The sequence below is a fragment of the Campylobacter concisus genome (genome assembly GCF_902460675.1).
Classification (GTDB): domain Bacteria; phylum Campylobacterota; class Campylobacteria; order Campylobacterales; family Campylobacteraceae; genus Campylobacter_A; species Campylobacter_A concisus_AJ.
The window spans coordinates 1,307,152-1,319,703 of the sequence record NZ_CABPUQ010000001.1; the positions used below are offsets into that span (position 1 = coordinate 1,307,152).

General features: G+C 38.5%; 12 protein-coding genes and 1 pseudogene. 8 read left to right on the top strand and 5 right to left on the bottom strand.

What is annotated here, in order from left to right; all coding sequences use genetic code 11:
* Positions 1–12 precede the first annotated feature (12 nt).
* The 3 genes from lpxC to F3G88_RS06365 all read right to left on the bottom strand — a co-directional run bounded on the left by lpxC (position 13) and on the right by F3G88_RS06365 (position 3,221).
* Positions 13–897: a UDP-3-O-acyl-N-acetylglucosamine deacetylase gene (lpxC, locus tag F3G88_RS06355; RefSeq protein ID WP_004317248.1), complete on the bottom strand. Its 885-nt coding sequence runs from the start codon at positions 895–897 to the stop codon at positions 13–15.
* A gap of 60 nt (positions 898–957) precedes the next feature.
* Positions 958–2,328 carry a peptidoglycan metallopeptidase Pgp6 gene (pgp6, locus tag F3G88_RS06360; protein ID WP_103573429.1) on the bottom strand — a complete coding sequence of 457 codons (1,371 nt, stop codon included), beginning with the start codon at positions 2,326–2,328 and terminating at the stop codon, positions 958–960.
* Between the two features lie 62 nt (positions 2,329–2,390).
* Positions 2,391–3,221 (bottom strand): prephenate dehydrogenase, encoded by an 831-nt coding sequence (locus tag F3G88_RS06365; RefSeq protein WP_149715670.1) that lies wholly within the window; start codon positions 3,219–3,221, stop codon positions 2,391–2,393.
* Between the two features lie 89 nt (positions 3,222–3,310).
* Here F3G88_RS06365 and bamA point away from each other — a divergent pair, with 89 nt between their 5' ends.
* The 7 genes from bamA to recO all read left to right on the top strand — a co-directional run bounded on the left by bamA (position 3,311) and on the right by recO (position 9,982).
* Entirely contained in the window at positions 3,311–5,566 is a 2,256-nt protein-coding gene (gene bamA / locus F3G88_RS06370) for an outer membrane protein assembly factor BamA (protein ID WP_149715671.1), read from the top strand.
* 129 nt (positions 5,567–5,695) lie between these two features.
* Positions 5,696–6,613: an acetyl-CoA carboxylase, carboxyltransferase subunit beta gene (gene accD / locus F3G88_RS06375; protein WP_107791470.1), complete on the top strand. Its 918-nt coding sequence runs from the start codon at positions 5,696–5,698 to the stop codon at positions 6,611–6,613.
* Between the two features lie 2 nt (positions 6,614–6,615).
* A complete protein-coding gene (locus F3G88_RS06380; protein ID WP_009294328.1) occupies positions 6,616–7,071 on the top strand; it encodes a 23S rRNA (pseudouridine(1915)-N(3))-methyltransferase RlmH in 456 nt (151 codons plus the stop codon).
* Between the two features lie 11 nt (positions 7,072–7,082).
* On the top strand, positions 7,083–7,439 hold the full coding sequence (gene dksA, locus F3G88_RS06385) for an RNA polymerase-binding protein DksA (RefSeq protein WP_021085778.1): 357 nt from the start codon (positions 7,083–7,085) through the stop codon (positions 7,437–7,439).
* Positions 7,440–7,448: 9 nt separating this feature from the next.
* Complete coding sequence (locus F3G88_RS06390; protein ID WP_149715672.1) at positions 7,449–8,447, top strand: uroporphyrinogen III synthase HEM4; 999 nt, start codon at positions 7,449–7,451, stop codon at positions 8,445–8,447.
* A complete protein-coding gene (locus F3G88_RS06395) occupies positions 8,444–9,367 on the top strand; it encodes a tRNA dihydrouridine synthase (RefSeq protein WP_149715673.1) in 924 nt (307 codons plus the stop codon). The genes F3G88_RS06390 and F3G88_RS06395 overlap by 4 nt, the downstream gene beginning before the upstream one ends.
* Entirely contained in the window at positions 9,368–9,982 is a 615-nt protein-coding gene (recO, locus tag F3G88_RS06400; RefSeq protein ID WP_021087592.1) for a recombination protein RecO, read from the top strand. It abuts the gene before it with no gap.
* On the opposite strand, the gene F3G88_RS06405 is transcribed toward recO, so the two are convergent.
* On the bottom strand, positions 9,979–11,127 hold the full coding sequence (locus F3G88_RS06405) for a Cj0814 family flagellar-dependent secreted protein (RefSeq protein WP_149715674.1): 1,149 nt from the start codon (positions 11,125–11,127) through the stop codon (positions 9,979–9,981). The genes recO and F3G88_RS06405 overlap by 4 nt on opposite strands.
* 135 nt (positions 11,128–11,262) lie before the next feature.
* Here F3G88_RS06405 and F3G88_RS06410 point away from each other — a divergent pair, with 135 nt between their 5' ends.
* Entirely contained in the window at positions 11,263–12,306 is a 1,044-nt protein-coding gene (locus tag F3G88_RS06410) for a Cj0814 family flagellar-dependent secreted protein (protein WP_149715675.1), read from the top strand.
* Positions 12,307–12,340: 34 nt separating this feature from the next.
* Here the strand turns inward: F3G88_RS06410 and F3G88_RS06415 are convergent.
* Positions 12,341–12,552: pseudogene (locus F3G88_RS06415) on the bottom strand (cell surface protein); the annotation flags it as partial.

Consider the following 12,552-nt stretch of genomic DNA (forward strand, 5'->3'; position numbering starts at 1 on the left):
TTTCAATATTTTTTATGCAAATACCTTTTGATACTCTTTTAAAAGCTCGCCACTAAGCGTTGCGATCTCATAATTTTTCTCATCTGCCATTAAAGCAAGTGTTAGCTTGTGGTTTAGATCGTGGCTGCCCGCAAATGCTGTGTAGTCCCCTAATAAAGGTGCTCCAAGCAAGCTTAAATCGCCAACCGCGTCTAAAATTTTATGTCTTACAAACTCATTTTCAAATCTCAAACCCTCTGGGTTTAAAATATGCGTATCATCGATGGCCACGGCGTTATCAAGCGATGCACCAAGGGCTAAATTTTGAGCTTGCAGGCGTTGCAAATCTTTTAAAAAGCCAAAAGTTCTAGCTCGAGCGATATTTTTTACAAATGAGCTCTTGCTAAATTCAAAAACATATCTTTGCTCGCCGATAACTGGGTGGTCAAATTTGATCGTATAGTCAAATTTTGGATTTCTTGAAGGCGAAGTTCGCACAAATTTTGACCCCTCAACCACCTCGACCTCGCGGCGGACAAGGATGACTTTTTTACCAGCGTCAAGATGTCTTATACCAGCTTCATCAAGCAACATACAAAAGCTTATCGCACTGCCGTCCATGACAGGAATTTCATTTGCATCAACCGAAATTCTAATATTATCAATGCCGTATCCATTTACAGCTGCCATTAGGTGCTCTATCGTGCTGATAAAGCCCTTTTCGTTGCCAACGACGGTTGCCATTTGCGTATTTATAACGTTTTTAGGCTCAGCTTTAAAACTAATACCAAGATCTTCGCGGTGCAAAATAATACCTGAATTTGCATCAAGAGGTTCTAGTATAAGTCTTATCGGCTCACCCTTATGAAGCCCTATACCAACGGTCTCAACGCGTCTTGCGATAGTAGTTTGTTTCAAAAATTTTCCTTATATTTTTTTGTTCGCTTATGATAGCACTAAAAAATCAAATTTGCAAATTTAATTCTTATCTATCATCGCCTTTGCGGCATCTAAGACACTTGTCACATTGTCTTTTATCCACTTTTTATCCATCCATTGCTGAGGTCTTACCTCTTCGCCTTGGACCAAAATTCCAAAGTGAAGGTGATCTCCAAGTGCAAGGCCGCTCGTTCCAGTTGTGCCTATTTGATCGCCAGCAGCGACCATATCGCCCTCTTTTACCTTCGCACTTGAGCAGTGTCCGTAAAGTGAATAAAGTCCAAATCCATGATCGATCACGATATTTAAGCCATAAATTCCATTCTCAGATGCTAACACGACGCGGCCCGCATTGCTGGCTATTATCGGAGCTGATGCCACGCTTGCAAAATCTATACCCATGTGCCACGACTCACTTACTTGCTCATTATTATATGTATAGAAGCGGTGGTCGGCAAAATCAGCCACTTTCTTGCCATTTCTAAGTGGATAAAATGGAATTATATTAAAGCCGTTTGTAATGTCAGTATCGACGTTTGAAGTGAGTGCTGTTATCTTCTCTTCATTTGAGTTTCTTAGAGTTTCATTGACAAATTTCATCTTATCAAGCCTTGAAAGAGCGTTTGGATCTTTCGCGTATTGATCTGTTAGATCAACGATCTTTCCGTCTAAAAATCTATCATTTAAAGCAATGGTTGAAGTTTTGTATTTTACATTTTCATAAAAATATCTCACGTGAGATTTGCTCTCATTGCCCGCAAAGTCTCTTGCGATGACCTCTGCGCTAAAGTTTTCAACCTGTACTGGCCAAGCAACAAGTACTGCATAAAAGCCCTCTTTGTAAAATGGCACAGCCTTAAATTTCTTACCAAAATTTGTCTGGACATAAACCTCTTTTAGCTGATTATCAGTCGCTCTAAAAACGACAACTGCGCTACCGCCTTTTGAGATAGAGTAAGACTGAGAAAGCACGTAAAGATCAGGCTTTGAGGTGTCGAGCACAACCTCAACTTTTTTGCTTGCTTTATTGCCAGTAAAAAAGCCCCATTTGCTAGTATCGACCGCTTCTATACTCATCTCATAAGTATCTTTTTGAGCAAAAAATCCAGTCTTTGGGAAGGTCAAATTTACATCAAGTTCGGTGCTTGGGTTTTGTATGATTTGATTTAGTAAATTTAGGTCATTTTTGCCGTCATTTATGCTAATGCGCACAAATTTTATGCCGCTGTCATCTTTAAATTTGATATTCATAGGCGAGCGAAGGTTCCAATAAACCTTATCAGCAACGCCGATAATTGGCTCGTTTCGCTCAAAGTCTTTCGACATCAAAGCATAACCAAAGCCACCAGCCAATATCAAAACAAGTAAAACCACAACAATGCCAAAACCACCTATTCCACGTCTATACATAATATTATTACCTTAAATTTTATTTGCGAAATTTTACATATAATCAATAAATTTTTAGTTAATTACAAAATTTCTCTTACAGCTCTAGCTTCGCTCATCCAGTCAAAAAGCTCCTCCCAGCGCTCGTCTTTTATAAGATCTTTGCATAAATTTAGCTCTTTTTCGAACATATTTATCGCGGCAACGACATTGTTTTTATTTTGCTTAAAGATATCGCTCCACATAAATGGCGAGCTCTTTGCGACACGTATCATACCCTTAAATGTCGGTCCGCCAAGTGCAACGATGTGCCTTTTATCCTCTTCTTTTAAGATCCCGCTAGCAAGCGAAAATGCAATAGCGTGAGGCAGATGCGAGATGAGACCCACGTGGTGATCGTGCTCTTTTGCACTCATGAAAATGATCTTCATGCCAAGGCAAGAAAATAGCTCAACGCTTCTTTTTACGTGCTTTTCTGCACTCTCAGCAAAGTCGCAAACTATGACAGTTGCGCCTGTGTAAAGTGACTTAAAGGCAGCTTCTGGACCAGAGTACTCAGTACCTGCCATCGGGTGAGCTGGGATGAAATTTTTACGAATTTTTTCTGGCACAGCTTCTATTATCTTTTGCTTTGTCGAGCCAAAGTCGATGATCGTCGTATCTTCACTAATGTCAGTTAAATTTTGCACGATGCTTACGATAGCCTCAACTGGAACAGCCAAAAAGATGATGTCACACTTCTTTTTCATCTCATCAATGCTTAAAATTTCATGCACCAGTCCAAGCTCGAGTGCTTTTTTGCTGTTGTTTTCATCTTTATCATACCCGCTGACACAAGAGATCAGCTTCTCATCTTTTAGTGCAAGACCAAGTGAGCCACCCATAAGACCAAGTCCGATGATACCTATTTTCATAAAAAACCTTTAAAATTATAAAATTTAAATTTTTTAAAAATAAAATATGATATTATACGCACTTATACTAAAACTCTAGGTTAAATTTAATGAAAAAGAAATTATTTTTACTAGCACTAGCTTTAAGCGGTCTAAATGCACAAACAATTCAGTCAATAAATTTCAAAGGTCTAATCCACCTTTCACCTGATGTAGCCACTCAGATAATGGGGCTAAAAGTCGGTCAAGAGCTAACTCCAAAGCTTAGCGATAAGGCCATCACAAATTTATACAAGCAAAATTATTTTGATGATATCTACATAGAAGATACAGGTAGTGGCAATCTTTTAGTAAAAGTAAAAGAGAAGCCAAGCGTAGCTAGAGTCGATCTAAAGGGTGTTGTGACAAATGACAAAACTGCGATCGAATCGCTAATCAACATCAAACCTGGCAATATGTATGATGACCTAACTATAGAAAAAACAAAAGAGAGAATTCGCCAGTACTATGAGTCAAAAGGCTACTTTGACACAGTTGTCGACGTAGAAAAACAGCCAGTCGCAGACAACGACAGCTCGCTTTTCATTACTCTAAACATAAACCGCGGCGAAAATATGATAATCAAAAAGGTAAATTTAGTAGGTGCTAAAGAGTTTGACTATGACGATATCGAGCCAGTAGTTGCAAACAAAAGTAGAGAATTTATGGGCTGGCTTTGGGGTAGAAACGACGGAAAAGTTAAACTTTTCGAGCTTGAAAACGACCCAGCAAGGATTCAAGATAAATATTTTCAAAAAGGTTATCTAGATGCGACAGTTTCGTCACCTTACCTAAATGCGTCATTTGATAACTACACAGCTGATCTTACATACTACATCCACGAGGGTGAGCCTTATAAGGTTTCAAATGTAAGCATCACAGCACCTGAAGAGCTAGGACTTGATACTAAAAAGATCATAGATGACTTTAGACTTGAGGCTGGCGATACGATGAACTCAGCAAGACTTCGCCAAGATATGAAAAAGCTTGACGATATGGTTGCTGACAAGGGCTATGCATTTGTCAAAGTCTATCCAAAGACTGATAAATTTGATGAAAATAAAACAGTTGATATCGACTACGAAGTAGATCCTGGCGAAAAAGTATATATAAGAAATGTTCAAATTTCAGGAAACGACAGAACTGTTGATCGTGTCGTAAGACGTGAGCTATATCTAACTGAGGGAAATTTATATAGTAGAACCGACCTTCAAGACTCAAAAGATGCATTAAAAAGAACAAGCTACTTTGACGATGTCGAGATAGAAGAAGATCCAGTTGATAAAAACACAGTCGATCTAAAAGTAAAAGTAAAAGAGGCATCAACTGGCTCAATAAGCGGCGGCATCGGATATGGAAGTAGCGATGGCTTGCTACTAAACGCTGCTCTTTCTGACACAAACATCTTTGGCTCTGGTCTTCAAGGACAAGTAAGCGTTGATAAGAGCGATAGAGAGCTTTCTGGTCAGATAAGTCTTACAAATCCAAGAATTTTTGACTCAGAGTATAGCCTTGGCGGAACGCTATATGCAAACGACTATGACTGGAGAACATATAAAGAGAGAAGTTATGGCTTTAGCACAACACTTGGTAGAAAATTAACTAGAAATTTAAGTGCATCACTTACTTATAATATCGAGCAAAGTAAAGTTACTCTAAAAGATGATGAACTAAGAGATATAAATAGATACACAGGTAAAGAAATTTATAGAGAAGGCAAGGCTATAAAAAGCGCTATAACTCCAGCTTTGACATATAATAGCACCGATGATTATTACTTGCCAAGACGTGGCATCATAGCTAGCACATCATTTGAGATAGCAGGACTTGGTGGTGATATGGATTTTGTTAAAAACCGCACAAATTTCAACTACTATCTAGGCCTTAGAGAGTACATCGACTACGATCTTATCCTAAGATATAAAGCAAGCTTTGGCAAAATTTGGGAGAGAGGTTATACTCCTATCAACGAAAGGCTTTACCTTGGTGGTATAAGAAGCTTGCGTGGCTACGAAAGCAGAACCGTATCTCCAAAAGTAAAATATAATGGCGACTACTATGAATACGGCGGCGAAACATCATTTAACAACTCAGTTGAGATGAGCTTCCCTATCATAGAGCGTGTTAAAATGCGTGGTGTTGTATTTTATGACTATGGCATGATCGGCGAAAATAGTCTAAACGAGATAAAAAGATCATCAGTTGGTACAGGCATCGAGTGGATAACACCTATCGGACCACTTCAACTAATCTTCGCAAAAGCTCTTAAACCTAAAGAGGGTGATGATACAAATACATTTGAATTTACTATCGGAAGACGCTTCTAATAAGATACTTTTAAGGGGCTAGTTTGCCCCTTAAATCCCCCACAAACAAACAAACTTTAAGTCATATAAGAAAAAGCAAGGCTAACATTAGATATAATCCCACAATTTTTAATATAAGTGGGTAAAAAGATGAATTTCTCAGACATTTTTTCAAAGATAAGAAAAGCTCAACCTCGTCCAGAAGAAGCACCTACACACTGGGTAAAATGCGACAACTGCCACTCACTGATGTATTACAAAGAAGTTGAAGCTTGTTTTAATGTATGTCCAAAATGCGGCTACCACATGAGATTAAAAGCTGATGATCGCATAAATTTGATCTGCGATGAAGGTAGCTTTGTAGAATTTGACGCAAATTTAAAACCAGTAGATCCTTTAAATTTTGTCGATAAAAAATCATACAAAAAAAGAATCACAGAAAATAAAGAAAAAACAGGACGCACAAGCTCAGTGATATGCGGCGAAGGTAAATGCAACGGACAAGAAATTCAGCTAGTTGTTTTTGACTTTGGCTTTATGGGCGGCTCACTAGCTTCAGTTGAGGGCGAAAAGATCGTAAGAGCGATAAAACGCGCGATCGAAAAACGCCAAGCCTTGATCATCGTAAGCGCATCTGGTGGCGCTAGAATGCAAGAGAGCACATTTTCTTTAATGCAGATGTCAAAGACTTCAGCAGCCCTAAAACTTCTTGATGAAGCAAGACTACCATATATTTCTATACTTACAGATCCTACGATGGGCGGCGTTAGTGCATCATTTGCATGGCTTGGAGATCTAATAATCGCTGAACCTGGCGCGCTAATAGGCTTTGCAGGACAAAGGGTTATTAAACAAACCATAGGCGCTGATCTTCCAGAGGGCTTTCAAAGGGCTGAATTTTTGCTTGAACATGGTCTCATAGATGACATCGTGCCAAGAAGCGAGCATAAAAAATATATAAGCGATATGGTTAAATTTCTTATAAATAACAAAGCTATGATCTCTAAAAGCGAAGTGACTACTCCTAGCGAAGCTGGCTTTGAGCTAAAGCTAAAAACCAAAGGGTAAGTTTGGAAATTTCGGTTTTTAGCATTCAAAAATCATCGCGTGACAACTTTGAAAACGAGATACAAGAATATATAAAAATGAGTGCAAAATTTGCCAAGATAAACGACAAAATAATATTTAATGAAAAGATAGCAAAGGCTCAAAGTAGTGGCAGAAGCGATGCGCTAAGAGCTTATGATGAAATTTACGAGCCAAATTTAAAAGGCTTTTGTGTGATGCTTGATGAAAATGGCTCACAGCTTGACAGCCAAGAATTTGCTCAAATTTTAAACTCAAATTCACAGATCAATTTTTTCATAGGTGGAGCTTATGGGCTTAGCCAAAATTTAAAAAACAAGGCACAAAAAGTCGTAAGCTTAAGCAAGATGACTATGGCGCACAAAGTCGCCAAGCTCGTACTTTTTGAGCAAATTTTTAGAGGGCTTTGTATCAATGCAAACCACCCATACCACAAATAAAGGAATATAAAATGACTCAAAACGAGCTAAATTTTTTCAAAAAACTACTTGAAGATAGAAAGCTACAAATCAAAAAAAATATTTATGACTCATCAGTTGAAGTAAGCGGTCTAAGAGATAGTGGAGTAAGCGATGAATTTGACATAGCTTCAGTAAATACTGACCAGCTTATAGAGCAGTCTATATCAACCCAGCAAAGAGCCGAGCTTCACGAGATCGACGAGGCGCTTGAAAAGATAGCAAACAAGACTTATGGAATTTGTGACATGTGCGAAGAGGAGATCGGCGTCCCTCGCCTAAAAGTAAAACCGCATGCAAAATACTGCATAGCTTGTCGTGAGATAATAGAAAAAACAGCAAAAAACTAAGGAGAAAATATGAAAACCAGAAAATTTCTCGTCTACTGCATCATCTACACAGCAGTTGTTGCAGGACTTACCTATTCTCTTAATAGTTCAGACTTCACCTTTGAGCTCTTAGGTCAAGCCATAACCTTGCCAGTAGCTGTCTGGGTGGCACTTCCAGTAGCCATTTTGGCGCTCCTTGCCCTACTTCATATCGCATATCACGGATACGCCTTTTATAGATATAAAAAATGGATAAAAAAAGATAGCCAACTCTACAAAGACCTTGCAAAAGAGACGCTTCTTGGCTTTGAGAGCAACAAAGACTTCAAAACCGATACTTACAAGATCGCCTCACAGCTCACACGCTCTATCTCACCAGTAGGCGAGCTTAAAGATGTTGGTGTTGATGACGGCGAGATAAACAATATCTTACAAACCATAAAAAGCATAAAAAACAAAGAGATCGTCGATCTAAAGAAATTTAGACTAGCAAAAGATAGCAAGCTAAACATCCTAAACGAGCTAAACAAGATCGAGCAGCTGCCGACTTACTATCTTGATGTACTTAAAAATCAAGAGCAAAACGAGAGCCTTAAAAAGGCAGCCTTCGATAAGCTCATAAAAACAGCTTCATTTAGCGAGATCAAAAAAATCGATCCAGAGCTAGCAAGCGAAGATATAATGACCATTATCACGCGTTTTGTAAATGATGAGATCGACCTAAGTAGCGATGAAATTTTCGATCTTTTAAATAATGCAAAAGTAACAAAAGCACAATACGACAAAGCAGCTATAATGCTTAAAAATAAACTAAAACCAGACGCATTTATCGGCATCTTTGAGAAGTTAAAAAGCATCCATGCTGACGCTGATGAAGCCTACGTATATGCGCTATTTGAGCTTCAGATGCTTGATAAAGTAAGAGAAGCTATCGAGGGCAGCGACCCTGATGAGTTTAAAGAGATAAAGGTTTTACTATTTTTGCGAGATAACGGCAAAATGGTGCCTAGCTCGCTATTTTTTAAATGATAGACTTTAGTAAAAAGCCACTTTTCTTAGCGCCACTTGCTGGCTTTTCTGACCTGCCGTTACGAAGCGTCGTCAAGAAATTTGGCTGCGATGTCACTGTTAGCGAGATGATCAGCGCAAATGCCTTGGTCTATGAGAGTAGTGACAAAACCCTTGAGATGCTTAAAAAATCCCCAAACGAAGAGCCCTACGTCGTCCAAATAGCTGGTAGCGATATAGAAAATCTAAAAAAAGCCGTGCAGATAGTCAATAAATTTGATGGAATTTATGGGCTCGATCTAAACTGCGGCTGCCCTGTGCCAAAGGTCGTTAGACAAGGCGCAGGATCGGCTTTGTTAAACGATCTTGACAAACTTCAAAGCATAATCGAAGCCATAAAAAGCGCCTCAAACAAAGAGAGCCTAAGCGTTAAATTTAGACTTGGCTTTAACGACAAAAATGAAGAGCGCATAGCAAAAGCCTGCGAAGAAGCGGGCGCAAACTACATCGCAGTGCATGGTCGCACCAGAGCTGGTGGATATACGGCGAAGGTTGATTATGAAGCGATCGCCAGAGTAAAGGCGAGCGTGAAAATCCCAGTCGTTGCAAATGGCGATATAAATGCGCAAAATGCAGATGAAATTTTAAATCTCACAAAGTGTGACGCCCTAATGATCGGCAGAGCAAGCATCGGCAACCCTTGGATATTTCACGAGATAAAGACCAAAAGTAGCGTGGATAAGGCACTAAAACAAGAGATCATACTAGCTCACTTCGACGCTATGATCGAACACTACGGCGAGCATGGACTTTGCATATTTAGAAAGCATCTGCACCAATACAGCAAGGGCATAGATGGCGCAACAACCTTTAGAAATGAGATAAATTTCATCAAAGATGCCCGCGTGATGAGAGAGCGCATAAGGGAGTTTTTTGCCTAGATGCAAGGCTACATCCTGCGCGTGCAAAAGGTCAGAGACGAGGACCTTTTAGTCTTTGTGCTAACGCCAAATTTGCTCGTAAAGTCATATAGATTTTTTGGCGCTCGCCACTCAAACATCATGACTGGCTACAAGATCGACTTTGAGCTAGAGCAAGAGGCGAAATTTCTACCAAAGCTTAGAAGCATACTTCATCTTGGCTTTAAATGGCTGCTAGAGCGTGACAAACTCATCATTTGGCAGCAGTTTATGCGCCTACTTTATGATCATCTAAAAGAGGTCGAGCAGCTCGATGAAATTTATTTTAACGAGCTTGATCGCTGTGCCAAACAGATGCAGCTGCAAAATCCAAAACGCCTTATCATCGAAAGCTACGTCAAAATTTTAGAGTATGAAGGCAGGCTTCACAGCGAGCTTGAGTGCTTTATCTGCGACGAGGAGATAGAAAGCGAGCTTTGCTTAACTCGTGGCTTTTTGCCATCTCACAAGCACTGCCTTGATAGGAGCGAATTTGACGCTAGCAAGATCAAAAATTTGTTTGACACAAAAAGCACGATCGAGCTAAATGACGATGAGATAAACCGCCTTTATAAAATTTTACTTGATGGGCTTTAGGCTTTTACCTTCGTCCTCTCATCAAATTCTTTTAAAACATCCATTATCTTACTTGCTAGCCCCTCAAGCGTTTGATCTTTTTTAAGCTCTAAATTTCTAAGCTTTAAAATCCTAGCTAGTATATATTTTAGATCTTTTTTGCCAGATAGTATCTCATCATAATAAGCCTTTGGTATGCCTATCTCACTTCTATCTTGTTTTGTAATGATTTGATAGTTTTTATACACGCTAAGAGCCTCGTCGGTTATCCTTGTTGTGCCACCTTGTAACACAAGACCTTGCTCGTTTTTTAAAAATGCCACAAAGATTTGCTCCTTTGTATAGCCTTGTTCGTTATCATATACAGACATATCAGGCTTGAAGTCATATCCAGCACTACTAACCCACATATAAGGGATAGTATGCTCAGTTGTCATCACTTCTGGAGAGAAGTCAAGAAAATTTCCATTGACTTCTACATTTATATCACTTAGATCATCCCATAACCTATGTGCATCTTCTGCGTCTTGGGCTGTCCTAAAGATATGAGTTACCTTTTCATTACTCCTATCAGTTAGCCCATCTAGCTCATCGCTAGTCATCCTACCCATTAGGTATTCAACATGCTCTATTTTTTTATCTTTTGAAAAGTAGCCTTTTGGCATCTTTGCTAGGTCCTCGGCTGAGTAAAATTCTTTACCCTTACTAATAACTCCAGCTGAAATTTGATCAAAAATTTTATAGTATTGCTTGATAGTATTTGCTAGATCGATATTTGCAAAGCTATCCTCTCCAAAGAGTTGGTTATCTTTCTTTGTTTCCATTGAAAAATTTATACTATTTGGATGTTTTTGATTGTGTAGCACTATCGCATCAAGCGTGCTTTTATGGATTTTAAAGTCCTGTGGCAAACCTGCAGCTTTGTTAAAGTCAGCTCCCATAAACCCTTTAGCATCTACACTATATCCATAGCCCTCTTGTGAAGTAAATTTAGCCTGATAAAGAGAGTCGATAGCGCTAGATGAAACAAAGTCATTTTTAGGAGTAGTGGTTTGGCCGATCGAATTTATATTTGGAGTGTTAGGCAAGAAATTTGCAAAGCCTTCGCTTTTTGTCTGTTTTTGGTAGTGCTGTTTTGTTAAGATGGAGTTATAAGAGACTTTCATAGCTTACTCCTTGAAATTTAGCTTCAAAGAGTAAGCAAAAGTTGTGCCGAAAATTTTCTTCTTATCTATCTTTTGCAAATCATATCACTGGAACACCTTTTGCTTTAAACATAAAAGAAGCTAGGAGGTCAAGCCATGAATGATATTAGTATCTTAGGCACAAATGTAAATTCATACACCGAGCAACAACACAAGCAAAATAGATCTGCAAATTTTAGTGATATTTTTAACCAAAAGACCAAAGAAGAGAGTAGTAAGCCAAGCCAAGAGCCTGCTAAATTTAACTATATCTCTTCTTCACAAAATAGCCTCATCTCTTTAAATTTTAATGACCTTCAAGCTTATGGCTACACAATAGATAAAGCAGGCTTTATGGGAGCTGATTTTAACAAAGCTGCAGGTTTGCCACAAGACTTTAAAATCCATAAAAGCACGCTTGATGAGATAGTTAGATATAACAACAAAACATATCTCTTTACGCAAGATAGAAGCAAGGCTGCCTTTGAAAAGATAGACGTAGCTGATACTACAAAGCACTACTATAAACTTTTTAAAAGCATTATGGGTGATGAAAAAGATAGATATGGCGAAGCTGATCTAGCAAATTTACCAAAAGGCTTTAGCTTGGATACCAACCAAAAAACCTTTGGTAAAAATGCAAATTTCTTAAAAGATGTCAGCCTAATATCTGTTACAAATGTATATAAAACATTTGATCAAGTTAGTGATGCAAAGAGCGTTAGAGATGAGCTTAGAGGTTTTGGAGTAAGCCACGAGGTCTATGAGCTAAATTTTAGCAAAGAGCATCTTAACACAAGAGCCAGCGACGAATATACATTTAATCCTGATATGTCGGTATATCAAGCAGATGGCACTTATAGCAATGCTGGTGTATTTGTGGGATTTTTAAAGAGCTTTAGTCCTATCGCTAGCGATAGTGGTGAGACGAAGCTTAGTGTAGAGGCAAGCTCTTACTCAAAGCTAATGAGTGAGCAAAGCTTGGCTGATGATGTAGTGCCTCTCTCAAGGCTTTTGAAAAATGAGAAGATGATCAAATTTATCTTAGAAGAGCTACTAAAAAGAAATTTACTCACTTCAAAAGATGGCAAAAGTGCTAGCAAGATAGTAGATAGTGTGCTAGCTCATGCTACAAAGCTTCAAAATGAGACAAAAATCTAAATAGATAAATTTAAAAGATGGCTATCTTCATCCATCAAGCCATCTTATTTAAAATTTGCTTCTTATCTATCTTTTGCATAAGCTCTAAGACATCTATGCCTCTTTTTTCTTTGAAATTTAAAAGCTCTCTTGCAAAGAGAAATTTCTGATCCTTGTTTATATCATAGGTCTCATACTTCTTTTTAACCTGCATAGGTTTAAATTTCTTCTCAGCCTGCTCTTTAGCAAAATTTGCATTGTATTCTT